The sequence below is a fragment of the Pandoraea bronchicola genome, from assembly GCF_902459805.1.
Taxonomy (GTDB): Bacteria; Pseudomonadota; Gammaproteobacteria; order Burkholderiales; family Burkholderiaceae; genus Pandoraea; species Pandoraea bronchicola.
Window position 1 is genome coordinate 962,878 of the sequence record NZ_CABPST010000001.1, and the last position, 14,983, is coordinate 977,860.

General features: G+C 62.9%; 13 protein-coding genes. 11 read left to right on the forward strand and 2 right to left on the reverse strand.

Features of this window, described 5'->3' with window-relative positions:
- Positions 1–20: 20 nt before the first annotated feature.
- Both fumC and PBR20603_RS04260 read right to left on the reverse strand, forming a co-directional pair.
- Positions 21–1,409, reverse strand: a complete 1,389-nt coding sequence (gene fumC / locus PBR20603_RS04255) for a class II fumarate hydratase (protein ID WP_150558240.1) — start codon at positions 1,407–1,409, stop codon at positions 21–23.
- 216 nt (positions 1,410–1,625) lie between these two features.
- On the reverse strand, positions 1,626–2,501 hold the full coding sequence (locus PBR20603_RS04260; RefSeq protein ID WP_150558241.1) for a LysR family transcriptional regulator: 876 nt from the start codon (positions 2,499–2,501) through the stop codon (positions 1,626–1,628).
- A 317-nt stretch (positions 2,502–2,818) separates the two neighbouring features.
- Between PBR20603_RS04260 and PBR20603_RS04265 the strand changes: the two genes are divergently transcribed.
- The 11 genes from PBR20603_RS04265 to PBR20603_RS04315 all read left to right on the forward strand — a co-directional run.
- A complete protein-coding gene (locus PBR20603_RS04265) occupies positions 2,819–4,453 on the forward strand; it encodes a GMC family oxidoreductase (RefSeq protein WP_150558242.1) in 1,635 nt (544 codons plus the stop codon).
- A gap of 515 nt (positions 4,454–4,968) precedes the next feature.
- Positions 4,969–5,748 carry an ABC transporter ATP-binding protein gene (locus PBR20603_RS04270; RefSeq protein WP_150558243.1) on the forward strand — a complete coding sequence of 260 codons (780 nt, stop codon included), beginning with the start codon at positions 4,969–4,971 and terminating at the stop codon, positions 5,746–5,748.
- 8 nt (positions 5,749–5,756) lie between these two features.
- The gene (locus tag PBR20603_RS04275; protein ID WP_150558244.1) at positions 5,757–6,530 is read left to right on the forward strand and encodes an ABC transporter ATP-binding protein; all 774 of its coding nucleotides are present in this window, start codon (positions 5,757–5,759) and stop codon (positions 6,528–6,530) included.
- Between the two features lie 76 nt (positions 6,531–6,606).
- Complete coding sequence (locus PBR20603_RS04280; protein ID WP_150558341.1) at positions 6,607–7,803, forward strand: ABC transporter substrate-binding protein; 1,197 nt, start codon at positions 6,607–6,609, stop codon at positions 7,801–7,803.
- A gap of 81 nt (positions 7,804–7,884) precedes the next feature.
- Positions 7,885–8,769, forward strand: a complete 885-nt coding sequence (locus PBR20603_RS04285) for a branched-chain amino acid ABC transporter permease (RefSeq protein WP_150558245.1) — start codon at positions 7,885–7,887, stop codon at positions 8,767–8,769.
- A gap of 11 nt (positions 8,770–8,780) precedes the next feature.
- Entirely contained in the window at positions 8,781–9,779 is a 999-nt protein-coding gene (locus PBR20603_RS04290) for a branched-chain amino acid ABC transporter permease (RefSeq protein WP_150558246.1), read from the forward strand.
- Positions 9,780–10,395: 616 nt separating this feature from the next.
- Complete coding sequence (locus tag PBR20603_RS04295; protein WP_150558247.1) at positions 10,396–11,178, forward strand: sulfite exporter TauE/SafE family protein; 783 nt, start codon at positions 10,396–10,398, stop codon at positions 11,176–11,178.
- Positions 11,179–11,414: 236 nt separating this feature from the next.
- On the forward strand, positions 11,415–12,560 hold the full coding sequence (locus PBR20603_RS04300) for an ABC transporter substrate-binding protein (RefSeq protein ID WP_150558248.1): 1,146 nt from the start codon (positions 11,415–11,417) through the stop codon (positions 12,558–12,560).
- Positions 12,561–12,818: 258 nt separating this feature from the next.
- Positions 12,819–13,319, forward strand: coding sequence for a homoprotocatechuate degradation operon regulator HpaR (gene hpaR, locus PBR20603_RS04305; RefSeq protein WP_150558249.1), 501 nt, complete (start codon positions 12,819–12,821; stop codon positions 13,317–13,319).
- A gap of 360 nt (positions 13,320–13,679) precedes the next feature.
- On the forward strand, positions 13,680–14,735 hold the full coding sequence (locus tag PBR20603_RS04310) for a branched-chain amino acid ABC transporter permease (RefSeq protein ID WP_150558250.1): 1,056 nt from the start codon (positions 13,680–13,682) through the stop codon (positions 14,733–14,735).
- 18 nt (positions 14,736–14,753) lie between these two features.
- Positions 14,754–14,983, forward strand: a 230-nt coding sequence (locus PBR20603_RS04315; protein WP_150558251.1) for an ABC transporter permease subunit, incomplete at its 3' end; no start/stop codon positions are given.

Below are 14,983 nucleotides of genomic sequence, written 5' to 3' on the forward strand. Positions count from 1 at the left end.
AGGGGGACGCTAATGCGGGATCAGCGCTTGCCGACCATCTGCTCGGGGCGAACCCATGCGTCGAACTGCTCGTCCGTGACGTGGCCGAGGGCGAGCGCAGCCGCTTTGAGCGTGGTGCCTTCCTTGTGCGCCTTCTTGGCGATCTGCGCGGCCTTGTCGTAACCGATGTGCGGGTTGAGCGCGGTCACGAGCATGAGCGACTCGTCGAGCAGCGAGGCGATGCGGGGGCGATTCGGTTCGATGCCGATGGCGCAATTGTCGTTAAAGCTCACCGAGCCGTCGGCGAGCACGCGCACGCTTTGCAGGAAGTTGTGGATGAGCATCGGCTTGAACACGTTCAGCTCGAAGTTGCCCATCGAGCCGCCAATGTTGATCGCCACGTCGTTGCCCAGCACCTGAGCACACAGCATCGTCATCGCTTCGCATTGGGTCGGGTTGACCTTGCCCGGCATGATCGAGCTGCCCGGTTCGTTTTCCGGGATCATCAACTCGCCAATGCCGCAACGCGGGCCGCTGGCCAGCCAGCGCACATCGTTGGCGATCTTCATCAGGCTGGCGGCGAGTGTCTTGAGCGTGCCGTGTGCGTTGACGATGGCGTCGTTGGCCGCGAGCGCTTCGAACTTGTTCGGGGCGGTGACGAAAGGCAGACCCGTGTCGCGTGCGAGTGCATCGGCCACCCGCTTCGCGAATTCCGGATGGGCGTTCAGGCCCGTGCCGACGGCCGTGCCGCCAAGCGCGAGTTCCGCGACGTGGGGCAGGGCATCGTCCACGTGCTTCAGGCCGTGGTCAATCTGCGCGACCCAGCCCGAAATCTCCTGACCGAGCGTGAGCGGCGTGGCGTCCTGAAGGTGGGTGCGGCCGATCTTGACGATGTCGTCATAGGCGCGGGCCTTGGCGGCGAGCGTGTCGCGCAGTTGGCCGACGCTGGGCTTGAGATGGTTGATGAGCGCGTCGAGGGCGGCCACGCTCATGGCCGTGGGGAACACGTCGTTCGACGACTGGCCTTTGTTCACGTCGTCGTTGGGGTGCACGAGACGCTCTTCGCCACGCACGCCGCCAAGCAGTTCGCTGGCGCGGTTCGCGAGCACTTCGTTCATGTTCATGTTCGACTGCGTGCCCGAGCCGGTCTGCCACACGGCCAGCGGGAATTCGTCGTCATGCTGGCCGGCGACGACTTCGCCGGCGGCCTTGATGATGGCGTCGGCCTTCTTCGCGTCGAGCACGCCCAGGTCCTTGTTGACCTCGGCGGCGGCGCGTTTCACGCGAGCGAGCGCGCGCACGAGTTCGCGCGGCATCTTCTCGGTGGAAATCTTGAAGTTCTGCAGCGAGCGCTGCGTTTGGGCACCCCACAGGCGATCGGCGGGCACGGCAATTTCGCCAAAAGTATCGCGTTCCATTCTCACAGACATGATCGACTCCTCGAAGAGAGAATTAAATTCTAGGGCTTTAGAAAGGATCCGGCATGGCAGCACAGGGGGTGACGTGCCATGACGTGGGAATGTATTGCGGGAAGAGCGGCCATTTCGAATGTCGTGAACTGAAGGCCTGAGCCGGCATGGATTATGCGCCGGAATAGCGATCCAGGGGGGCCGGATGCCGACGTGGGCGGGCCGTCGAGAGTCCGCTCAGGCCCAGACGGCCGAGACCAACTGCAAGGCGGCGGCGATAGCCGGTTCGTCGCGGCGCGAGGCCAGCGCGACGAACGTGAGCTCGGTCGGCACGGCCACCGCATCGGCAATCACCAGGCCGTGGGCGCGGGCCTCGCGCAACGCAATCGAGTCGCGCACGAGCGACAATCCGATGCCCGACTTCACCAGATCGAGCATCGACGGTTCCTGATCCACTTCCGCGACCTTGGCGGGCGACACCCCGAGCGCGCCAAACCGTTCCGATAACAGGCGATGGTGGGCCGACTCGGGGGGCGTCCAGATCCAGGGCAGCGCGGCGAGTTCGCGCCACCCGCGCCGCGCTACCCGCTCGCGCCAGCCGGCGGGCGCCAGCACCTGATAGGAGAACGGCGTGAGGGTGATGGCGTGATAGCGCTCCGGGTCGGGGCGGCCGAGATAGAAGCCGACGTCGAGTTCGCCGCGTCCCAACTGTTGCAGCACCGAGCCGGACATGCCGTGGCGCAGGGCTGTCTCGATCTGGGGATACGACTCGACCAGACGCTTGAGAAACGCCCCCAGCCGGGTGAATTCGGGATCGAGTATCGTGCCGATACGCAGTCGTCCGCGCACCGTTTCCCTTAACGCGCCGGCGGCCTGCTGAAGGTCGGCCAGTGCGGCGAGCATGCGCTCGGCCAGGGGCAACAGTGCCTGAGCGTCGCGCGTGAGGGTCAACCCCTGTGCCGTGCGCGTGAAGAGCGTCAGACGCAGCGCTTCCTGGAGCGCTTTGACCTGCAGGCTGACCGCCGGTTGCGTCAGATGCAGCCGCTGGGCGGCGCGGGTGAGGTTGCCTTCGTGGGCGATGGCGACGAAGGCGCGAAGATGGGCGAGTTCCATGGGACGGCCATTAAGGGGCGGCACCCGAGGCGGGGTGTCGCCGGGCAACATAAGCGGATCTTATATTGCTTTTGATAATTTCTCATTGGCTTGCATCGCTGTACCGCAGTACGCTTGGTTCTTGCCGGGGCACGTGTCATCGAACGTGTCGCGGGCGGGAGGGAATCGGCGCGATGTACATGAGCGATGCTGATATTCCGGCCGCGCCAACAAAATGAACCCGATGAGGTGGGCGGCAGTCCACCCCAGTCGGGTGCCGCACCAGAGCCGGCACCGCAACATGGCGAGTGCCGCGCCATCGACGGAGACATGCGGGAATGAGCAAGCAGGCAGCGAAGCAGGAGAGCTTCGACTACATCATCGTGGGGGCCGGCTCGGCCGGATGCGTGCTGGCCAATCGCCTCACGCAGGACCCCGACGTCAACGTGCTGCTGCTCGAAGCGGGCGGCAAGGACGACTATCACTGGATTCACATCCCCGTCGGCTACCTCTATTGCATCGGCAATCCGCGCACGGACTGGTTGTATCGCACGCAGGCGGAAGCGGGATTGGGCGGCCGTTCGCTCGCCTATCCGCGCGGGCGGGTGCTGGGCGGCAGTTCGTCGATCAACGGCATGATCTACATGCGCGGTCAGCGTGAGGATTACGACGTGTGGGCCGACGCCACCGGCGACGACGGCTGGCGTTGGGACAACGTGTTGCCGCTGTTCAAGCGCAGTGAGGATCACTACAAAGGCAGCACCGAGTTTCACGGTGGCGGGGGCGAGTGGCGTGTCGAGAAGCAGCGCCTGTCGTGGCGTGTGCTCGATTCGTTTGCCGATGCGGCCGAGCAGATCGGCATTCCCAGGACGGACGACTTCAATCGCGGCGACAACTTCGGCATCGGCTATTTCGAAGTGAACCAGCGACGCGGTGTGCGCTGGAGTGCGGCCAAAGGCTTCTTGCGTCCTGCATCGCAGCGGCCGAATCTGACGATCATCACGGGGGCCAGTGTGAGCCGCCTGTTGTTCGAGGGCACGCGTTGCACCGGTGTGGCCTATCGCGGTGGCAATGAAGACTTCACGGCGCTCGCGCGTGCCGAAGTGATTCTCGCGGCGGGGGCGGTGAATTCGCCGCATCTGCTGGAGGTCTCGGGCATCGGCAATGGCGAGCGGCTGCGCGGTTTCGGCATTGACGTGGTCGCGGATATGCCGGGTGTGGGCGAGAACCTTCAGGACCATCTGCAATTGCGCACGGTGTACAAACTGCGCGGCGTCACGACCCTGAATCTCACCGCCAACAGTCTGTTCGGCAAGCTCAAGATCGGCATGCAATACGCGTTCGCGCAGCGCGGGCCGATGAGCATGGCGCCCTCGCAATTGGGTGCGTTCGCACGCAGCCGCGACGACATGGCGCGCCCCGATCTCGAGTATCACGTGCAGCCGTTGTCGCTGGACCGCTTCGGCGAGCCGTTGCACAAGTTCAATGCGTTCACGGCGTCGGTGTGCAACCTGCGACCGACCTCGCGCGGCAACGTGCATCTGACATCGCCGGATGCGCGCGTCGCGCCGAGCATCGCGCCACACTATCTGTCGACACAAGCCGACTTGCGCGTTGCGGCGGACGCGATCAAGTTGACGCGTCGCATCGTGGGCGCACCCGCCTTTGCGCGTTACGAGCCGAAGGAGTATCTGCCCGGACCCGCCTACCAGAGCGACGAAGACCTGATGCGCGCGGCGGGTGAGATCGGCACGACGATCTTCCATCCGGTCGGCACCTGCCGCATGGGACGTGCCGACGATCCCGATGCCGTCGTCGATGCGCAGTTGCGCGTGCGCGGCGTGCAGAACCTGCGTGTGGTCGATGCGTCTGTCATGCCGGTGATTACGTCGGGCAACACGAACTCGCCGACGATCATGATTGCCGAACGCGCGAGCGACATGATTCGCGCCGCGCGCAAAGCGGGGCGTTGAGCCAGGCGCGCGATCGCCATGCCCGCGATTGCCCGATCGCAACGAAGCGCGGGCCGCTGTCCTGAGGACGGCGCGACCCGTGCGCTTTTCCGGATTTCCGGATACCTTCCCTGAAACTTACGTAGTAATACCTAATGTCGGTTGCGCGAACGACCGCGACCCATCGCAAAAAGCTATCGGGCGCGTATTTGCGTGTGCCGCAAAAGCCTTGTGCCGTAAGGGCTGGCGGCAGGTATGGGGCGTGTGACCGAACGGTCTGCAATGCGTGTGAGCATGCGTGTTTCAGGGGGTGCGAAGCTAAGTGCAAATCCCAATGATCGCGTTGCAGCAAACCACACACAATAACGATTCCCTATGTGCGACCGAACCAAGAATTCGGCGCGACATGCGGGACGCGAGGCATTTCGCCGACGACGCCCACCAGAGTGTCATCGGCCTGCCTTGCGGTTGTCACAGACGATGGTGCCGTGGCGCTTCCCTGCCTCGCACCGCCAACCAGGAATGTGGCAGGAGACATGGCGAACAACGATTACATTCTCGAAACCCGCGGACTCACGAAAGAGTTCCGCGGCTTCACTGCCGTGAACGGGGTCGACCTGCGTGTCGCGCGCGGCACCATTCATGCGCTTATCGGGCCTAACGGCGCGGGTAAGACCACTTGCTTCAACCTGCTCACCAAATTCCTGGTGCCCAGCGCGGGGACGATCACCTTCAACGGTGATGACATCACCCGCGAGGCGCCGGCGCAAATTGCGCGGCGCGGCATCATCCGCTCGTTCCAGATCTCCGCCGTGTTCCCGCACCTCACCGTGCTCGAGAATGTGCGCATCGGTCTGCAACGCAACCTCGGCACCGCGTTTCACTTCTGGAGCAGCAGCCGCACACTGCGCCGGCTCGATGCGCGCGCCATGGAGTTGCTCGCCGAGGTCGGTCTCACCGAATTCGCCCATACGCTCACCGTGGAGCTGCCATACGGCCGCAAGCGCGCGCTCGAAATCGCGACGACACTTGCTATGGAGCCCGAATTAATGTTGCTCGACGAGCCAACGCAAGGCATGGGTCACGAAGACGTCGATCGCGTCACCGCACTGATCAAGAAGGTGTCGGCAGGCCGCACGATCCTGATGGTCGAGCACAACATGAACGTGATTGCGGGCATCTCCGACACCATCACCGTGCTTCAGCGCGGCGAGGTGCTTGCCGAAGGTCCGTATCACGAAGTCTCGAAAAATCCGCAGGTCATGGAAGCCTATATGGGCACTGCGGACGGTGAAATGCAGGGAGCCCATGGGTGAGGACGGCTATGTACGGAAATGGGGGCGGGAGCAGCAATGGAAAGGGCGGCATGAGCGTTCCGGCGCTGGAGGTCGAGGGACTTCAGGCCTGGTACGGCGAGTCGCACATCCTGCATGGCGTCGATCTGACGGTGGGCCGTGGCGAAGTGGTCACGCTGCTCGGGCGCAACGGCGCCGGACGCACCACGACACTGCGCGCCATCATGGGCCTGACCGGACAGCGTCAGGGATCGATTCGCATCGGCGGTGAGGAAACCATTCACTTGCCGACGTACAAAGTTGCGCATCACGGCGTGGGCTATTGCCCGGAGGAGCGCGGCATTTTCGCGAGCCTGTCGTGCGAAGAGAACCTGTTGCTGCCGCCGTATATCGGCATGAGCGGCAATCGTCGCGATGACGGCGGGCGCGGTATGTCGCTCGACGAGATCTACGACATGTTCCCGAACCTGAAGGAGCGGCGCCATAGTCAGGGCACGCGTTTGTCGGGCGGCGAACAGCAGATGCTGGCCGTGGCGCGCATTCTGCGCACGGGCGCCAATTTGCTGCTGCTCGACGAAATCTCCGAAGGTCTTGCGCCGGTGATCGTGCAGACGTTGGCGCGCATGATCACCACGCTCAAGGCGCGGGGCTACACCATCGTGATGGTGGAACAGAATTTCCGTTTTGCGGCTCCGCTCGCCGATCGCTTCTATGTGATGGAGCACGGCAAGATCGTGGAGCGCTTCGGCGCTCAGGAGCTGGAGACGAAGATGCCGGTGCTGCACGAGTTGTTGGGCGTATGAGGTGAGCTACCCGGCGCGCACGCGTGCCGGGCGATGGACCCAGGCGATCAAATCCATGAAGGAGACGAAGATGACGATGCGGATGAAGGCGTTGGCCGTTGCGGCGGCGTTCGGTTTTGCGGCAATGGCCTCGCAGGCCCATGCCGATGGCAATACGGTGAAGATCGGTTTCATTACCGATATGTCGGGCCTGTACACCGACATCGACGGGCAAGGGGGGGCGGAAGCCATCAAGATGGCCATCGCCGACTTCGGCGGCAAGGTCCTCGGCAAGCCGATCGAACTGGTCACGGCCGATCACCAGAACAAGGCGGACGTTGCCGCGTCGAAGGCGCGCGAATGGTTCGACCGTGGCGGCGTGGACATGCTCATCGGCGGTACCAACTCGGGTACCGGTCTGGCGATGAACAAGGTCTCGGCCGAGAAGAAGAAGGTCTACATCAACGTGGGCGCGGGCTCGGATGCGCTGACCAACGATCAGTGCCAGCCGTATGGCGTTCACTACGCTTACGACACCGTCGCGCTCGCACGCGGCACGGGGTCGGCCGTCGTCAAGGCGGGCGGCAAGTCGTGGTTCTTCCTGACGGCCGACTATGCGTTCGGTCACGCGCTGGAGAAAGCCACGGCCGACGTGGTCAAGGCCAACGGCGGCACGGTGAAGGGGCAGGTACGTCACCCGCTCTCGGCGTCGGACTTCTCGTCGTATCTGCTCCAGGCGCAGTCGTCGGGCGCACAGGTGCTGGGGCTGGCCAACGCCGGTGGCGACACCATCAATGCGATCAAGGCTGCGAAGGAATTCGGTATCAAGGGCAAGATGCAGATCGCCGGTCTGCTCGTGTTCATCAACGACATTCACTCGCTCGGTCTGGATAACACCGAGGGCATGTACCTGACCGATAGCTGGTATTGGGACAAGAACGACAAGACCCGCGCCTTCGCCAAGCGCTACTTCGACAAGATGAAGAAAATGCCGTCGAGCCTGCAGGCCGGCGACTATTCGGCGGCCACGACGTATCTGAAGGCGGTGCAGGCGGCCGGCACCACCGACGCGGACAAGGTCATGGAGCAACTGCACAAGATCAAGATCGACGACATGTTCAGCAAGGGCTACATCCGCCGCGACGGCACCATGGTCCACGACATGTACCTGATGCAAGTGAAGTCGAAGGCGGAATCGAAGTCACCGTGGGACTACTACAAGGTCGTCGCTACGATTCCGGGCGAGAAGGCGTTCACCACCGAGGCTGAATCGACCTGCAAGCTGCCGAAGTAATCGGCACGATCTGAACGCGATGCACCGAAAGCGGCGGGACGTGTGTCCCGTCGCGACCTTTCTCCCAGAGAATCGATTTCGATGGAATTTCTAGGCATCCCCCTGCCGGCGCTGTTGAGCCAACTGCTGCTGGGACTGGTGAACGGCTCGTTCTACGCCATGCTGAGCCTCGGCCTGGCAGTGATTTTCGGTTTGCTCAACGTGATCAACTTTGCGCACGGCGCGTTGTTCATGCTGGGCGCCATGCTCGCCTGGATGGGCGGCAACTATCTTGGCCTCAATTACTGGGTCATGCTGATTCTCGCCCCCGTCGTGGTGGGTGTCATCGGCATTGTCATCGAGCGCACCATGTTGCGCTGGATCTACAAGCTCGATCACTTGTACGGCCTGCTGCTGACGTTTGGCATCACGCTCGTGCTCGAGGGCGTTTTCCGTTCGATCTACGGCGTGTCGGGCCAGCCCTTCGACGCCCCCGAGGCGCTCTCCGGCGCGACCAATCTCGGCTTCATGTTCATGCCGAACTACCGCGCGTGGGTGGTGGTAGCGTCGCTTATCGTGTGCTTCGCCACATGGTTCGTCATTGAGAAGACGAAGATCGGTGCGTATCTGCGTGCCGGCACGGAGAACCCGAAGCTGGTGGAGGCGTTCGGTGTGAACGTTCCGCTCATGATTACGCTGACGTATGGCTTCGGTGTCGCGCTTGCCGCGTTTGCCGGCGTGCTCGCCGCGCCGGTCATCCAGATCTCGCCGTTGATGGGGCAGTCGATGATCATCACGGTGTTCGCGGTGGTCGTGATTGGCGGCATGGGCTCGATCATGGGCTCGATCATCACCGGTCTGATGCTCGGCGTGATCGAAGGCTTTACCAAGGTGTTCTACCCGGAAGCGTCCGCGACCGTGGTGTTCGTCATCATGGTGATCGTGTTGCTGCTGCGCCCGGCTGGGCTGTTCGGCAAACAAAAGTAAGGGGCAGAACAATGCAACAACAGACGCAACAACGGGTGCTCTATTCCCTTCTGCTGCTCGCGCTGATCGCCGCGCCGTTCGCTGGTGCGTATCCGGTCTTCGTCATGAAGGTGCTGTGCTTCGCACTGTTCGCCTGCGCGTTCAATCTGCTGCTGGGCTTCACGGGGCTGCTGTCGTTCGGCCACGCGGCGTTCTTCGGCAGCGCGGGCTATGTCACCGGCTATGCCATCCGTAATCTGGGATTCACGCCGGAAGTCGGCATTCTCGCAGGCGTGATCGCCGGGGCGGTGCTGGGACTCGTCATCGGTCTGCTCGCGATTCGGCGTCAGGGAATCTACTTCGCGATGATTACGCTGGCGCTGGCGCAGATGCTGTACTTCCTCTGTCTGCAAGCGCCGTTCACGGGCGGGGAAGATGGCCTGCAAGGCGTGCCGCGCGGCAGTCTGTTCGGCGTGCTGCCGCTGGATTCGGACCTCACGCTGTACTACGTGGTACTCGCTATTTGCGCGCTGGGCTTCCTGCTCATCATGCGCATTGTTCACTCACCGTTCGGTCAGGTGCTCAAAGCGATCAAGGAGAACGAGCCGCGGGCGATCTCGCTCGGTTACGACGTCGATCGCTTCAAGCTGCTGGCGTTCGTGCTGTCGGCCACGCTGGCGGCACTGGCCGGGTCGACCAAGACCGTGGTGCTGGGCTTCGAGACGCTCACCGACGTGCACTGGACCATGTCGGGCATGGTGATCCTGATGACGCTCGTGGGCGGTCTGGGGACGATGCTCGGGCCGGTGGTCGGCGCGGTGGTCATCATCGTGCTGGAGAACAAGCTGGGCGACATCGGCAACTGGCTCGCCACGGTGACGGGCGTGCCCTGGTTCCAGACGCTTGGCGAGTCGGTGACTATCGTCATCGGCGCGATCTTCATCATCTGCGTGTTGGCCTTCCGGCGCGGTCTGGTGGGCGAGCTGGCGGCGCGCAGCCAGTACTTCCGGACGATGTCGCAACAGTCGTGATCGCGGCGCGGACGCACCGGTTTGGGGCGTCCGCTCGTCACCCTGGCGCATGTATGTCGGAAAAAGTCTAATTCGTAGGGGTAAATGCTGACTTGTGGTGCATCGGGTGCTCCTTTATTCTCTCCCTCAGTTCGCGTCACGGCAGGATATAGGGGCGAGGAACGAGGAGACAATAAGCGCGATAACGCGCACCGCCAAAAAAGAAGCGCTGTTGGAGAATGCTCCAACAGCGCTTTTTATATTGTGCTTCGCCTCGGCGCGAAGCCGTCTTCCGCCGAGGCCCGGCAGTCTGCATTACATCTCTTTGCACGGTGTTTTCCGTGCGTTTCACGCCATATTGCGAGAATCGTGTCACTGAAATGCGCGCAATGCGTTCTAAAGACGCTATGCTCGCCGTTTCAGTGTGTGCGCTCGACAGTTCTGGCCGGTTCGGCCAATTCGGCCGGCGTGCCAATTTCACTCATTCGGCTCGTTCCATTCGGCCACAACGATTACCCGGTAGTCGCAGTCGTATGCCTAGCACGCTTCACGTTTCACAATGCGCGCGCTCGCGCTTTCTGGCCGGTGAGTTCACCCGGCGGCCGCCGCGAGTCCCGAGTGCATGTATGGGGCATGTATGTTGACGAGTTGGGCGCTGACCGATCTGCTGATGCTTGCGGGCGGGGCGTTCCTCGCCGGACTGGTCGATGCCGTGGTCGGTGGCGGCGGGCTGATTGCCGTGCCGACGCTGTTCGCCGTGTTCCCGAACGCTGCACCGCCGGTGCTGTTCGGCACCAACAAGATGGCGGGTGTCTGGGGAACGGCGGCGGCGGCGATGCGCTACGCCCGCGGCATCCAGCTTCGCTGGGCCGTTCTGGTGCCGGCGACGATCGCGGCCTTCGTGTTTTCGTTCTGTGGTGCGTACGCCGTCACTCACATTCCTGCCGACGTGCTGCGCAAGTTGCTGCCTTTCGTGCTCGCGGGCGTGGCAGTCTATACGTTGCGCAAGAAGGATTTCGGGACGGTCCACGCCCCTGTGAAGGGCGGGACAGGGGTGACCCTCATGGCCATTGCCGTGGGCGGCGCCATCGGCTTCTACGACGGTTTCTTCGGCCCGGGTACGGGCAGCTTCCTCGTGTTTCTGTTTGTCCGGCTGTTCGGGCAGGACTTCGTCAACGCATCGGCGTCGTCGAAGATCGTGAACGTGGCGACCAATCTGGCCGCGTTGCTCCTGTTCGGCATGGGCGGGCACGTGTGGTGGCAAGTCGGTATCGGCATGGCGATCATGAACGTGCTCGGCAGTCAGGTCGGCAGCCGCCTCGCGCTCAAGCACGGTGTGGGCTTCGTGCGGCGCATGTTTCTGTGCGTACTTGCCGTGCTGATCGTGAAGACGGGCTACGACGCGTTTCTGCGTGTGTGAGACGAGATCGAGCGGCGTATCGGTGTTGGGTGTGTCCGGCGCGTTCCGGCAATGAAGAATGACCGGCGAGGGCGGGGCGGGCGCGTCGAGTGGGGTCAGATGCGGCCGAAGCCACATGTGGGGAAACCGCACTTTACGAGAAGGCACCGGTGCCCGTAAGATGGGCGACAATTTACCGACTGAGCGGTCGGTTAATGTCAAAAAAACGAATTCGAAATTTTTGTGAGGAGACCCAAATGAAACTGAAGTTGCTGTGCATGGCATCGGCGATGATGCTGGCCGCGGGCGTCGCGAACGCTCAGGTGAAGATTGGCGTGTCGCTGTCGGCGACCGGTCCGGCGGCTTCGCTGGGCATTCCCGAGAAGAACACCATTGCGCTGATGCCGAAGACGATCGCCGGACAGTCGGTGCAGTACATTGTGCTCGACGATGCGACCGACACCACGACCGCCGTCAAGAACATGCGCAAGCTGATCAGCGAAGATCACGTTGACGCCGTGCTCGGCTCGACCGTCACGCCGAACTCGCTGGCGATGGTCGACGTGGCTGCCGAGACGCAGACCCCGGTGATCTCGATGGCAGCGGGTGCCGCTATCGTCGAGCCGGTGGATGCCAAGCGCACGTGGGCATTCAAGACGCCGCAGAACGACATTCTGATGGCCACCGCTATCGCGAAGCACATGGCCGATCACGGTGTGAAGACGGTGGCGTTCATCGGCTTCTCGGATGCGTACGGCGAAGGCTGGTACAAGGAATTCCAGAAGGCAGCCGATCTGAACAAGATCAAGGTGGTGGCCAATGAGCGCTTCAACCGCGCCGACACGTCGGTGACGGGCCAGGCGCTGAAGATCATGGGCGCCAACCCGGATGCCGTGCTGGTCGCCGGTTCGGGCACGCCGGCAGCGCTGCCGCAGCGCACGCTCAAGGAACGTGGCTACAAGGGCAAGCTGTACCAGACCCACGGCGTGGCCAACAACGACTTCCTGCGCGTTTGCGGCAAGGATTGCGAAGGTACGTATCTGCCGGCCGGTCCGCTGCTCGTGGTCGAGCAACTGCCTGCCGACAATCCGGTGAAGAAGTCGGCTGCCGCATACAAGGCGGCCTACGAGAAGGCCTACGGCGCCGGTTCGATCTCGACCTTCGGCGGTCACGCCTGGGACGGCGGACTGCTGCTGCAGGCGGCGATTCCGGTTGCGCTGAAGAAGGCCAAGCCGGGCACGGCCGAATTCCGCGCCGCGCTGCGCGACGCGCTCGAGAACGTGAAGGACATGCCGGGCACCGCCGGTATCTTCAATATGAGCAAGAACGACCATAACGGTCTGGATCAACGCTCGCGCGTGATGGTGCAAATCGTCGACGGCAAGTGGAAATTGGCGAACTGATACGGGCCGGGGCTGCCTATAGCACCTGTAGCACACAGGCATGCCCCGTTGTCGTATCTGCGGTATCTGTGCCCGGTCAGGCCGGCCGGGCAGGAAGAACGGGCGTTCGCGCCCGTTTTTTTTGAGCGCGTGGTAGTTTCGCGCTTCGCAAAGAGACGGCAGGACATGCGAAACGAGCGGCACATAAGAGGCCGCATTGTCCCAACCTGATCGCCGCAGCCCGGGGGCTGAGCGAGCGATCCTTTCGAGCGTAAATCCATGACGGGTGAATTCGAACACCGCAATCTATCTCTGGTGTTGCTGCAGACGCGTGAGGCGGCGATGGGGCTGTTCCGGCCCTTGCTCAATTGTTACGACATTACGGAACAACAATGGCGTGTCATACGGGCCGTCAACGATAGCGAATCCGGGGAAATGGAAATCGGGCAGGTCGCGCGCGAGTGCTGCATTCTCAGTCCGAGTCTGTCGGGCATGCTCGAGCGCATGGAGGCCTCAGGGCTCATTCTGCGCCGCCGCGTGGCCGCCGATCAGCGCCGGGTGATGGTATCGCTCACGCCGTCGAGCCGCGCGTTGTGCAAGAAGCTCGGCCCGCTGGTCGAGGAGCGCTATCGCTATCTGGAGGACAAGGTCGGGCGCGACACACTCGCCGAGATCTACCGCTTGCTCGATGTCGTGCGAGAGGCGTTGCCGCCCGACGTGGTGGCAGAGGCGCCGTCGTTGCCGGCCAAGCCGCGCCGGCGTCGCAAGCCGGTGGCGTGAGAGGCTGCATGAGGCCAGATACCCCGGGGACGGGCGTCGCGAGCGCTGTCGGGGGGTATTGAGCGGTATTAAGCAGTTCTGAGCAGGAGAGGGTGATGAGCGCGCGCCGCGTCGGGCGCGGCACGCAGAACGGTGCAGTCGGCGAAATGGCAGGAGACAAGATTTCGTCGACTCAGTAGTCGCCCGGGTTTTACCAATGCATAACGATTTATACAATTCATAATTCGCTGCGCTGCGACACGGGGAACGTGCGGGGTGTATCGATGTGAAGGGGAACGGGGCGGCCGCGCGCTGCGCCGTGCATCACACCGGCTGTCTCGCCAGCCGGTTCAAGAAGTACTCAAACGAAGTGAGAGGAGCATGGATCTTTCGATTGCAGCCATCCTGGCGCAGGACGGTATCACCACGGGTGCGATTTATGCCTTGTTGGCATTGGCGCTCGTGCTGGTGTTCTCCGTCACCCGCGTCATCTTCATTCCGCAGGGCGAGTTCGTGTCGTATGGCGCGCTCACGCTGGCGGCACTGCAAACCCAGAAGTTTCCGCTCACGAGCTGGTTGCTCGTGGCGATGGGCGTGTGCACGTTCGTCGTGGAGACGGCTGGCGTGTTGCGTCATAGCGAGCGTCGCAAGCTGGCGGGCCGTCTTGTGCCTGTGCTTGCGGGCAAGTATCTGGTGTTTCCGATCGCGGTGTTCTTCGTCGTCAAGGCGTTGGCACCGATGACACTGCCGATGCTCGCGCAGATCGCGATCACGCTGCTGCTGGTCGTGCCGATGGGGCCGATGCTCTATCGCCTCGCCTACCAGCCGCTCGCAGAGGCCAGCACGCTGTTGCTGCTGATCGTCTCGGTGGGGGTGCACTTCGCACTCACGGGGTTGGGGCTGGTGATGTTCGGCGCAGAAGGCTCGCGCACGCAGCCGTTCTCCGACGCGAGCTTCAACATCGGTTCGGTGATGGTTTCCGGCCAGAGCCTGTGGGTGTTGGGCGTGTCAGTCGTGATGATTCTGGCCCTGTACTTCTATTTCGACCGTTCGCTCTCGGGCAAGGCCCTGCGCGCAACGGCCGTGAACCGGCTGGGCGCGCGTCTGGTGGGCATCGGCACGGTGCAGGCAGGCCGTCTGGCGTTCACCCTGGCCGCCGCGCTGGGGGTGCTGTGCGGCATTCTGATCGCACCGATCACCACCATCTATTACGAGTCGGGCTTCCTGATCGGTCTGAAGGGCTTCGTGGGCGCGATCATCGGCGGTCTGGTGAGCTACCCCGTTGCTGCGCTTGGCGCCATTCTGGTCGGTCTGCTGGAGTCGTATTCGTCGTTCTGGGCGAGTGCATACAAAGAAGTCATCGTCTTCACACTGATCCTTCCCGTGCTGCTGTGGCTGTCGCTCACGAGCAAGCATGTGGAAGAAGACGAGGAATAAGCCGGGGCGAACCACAGAATGAAAAACAAATACTTCCTGATTTTCCTGGTGGTGCTGGCCGTGTTGCCGGTACTGCCTGCACCGGTGCGTTTGCCTGAGTATTGGGTGACGCTGCTCAACTACATCGGCCTGTACAGCATTGTGGCCATCGGCCTCGTGCTGCTCACGGGCGTGGCCGGCATGACATCGTTCGGGCAGGCGGCGTTCGTCGGTCTGGGCGCGTATGCCACCGCGTACCTGACGACGGC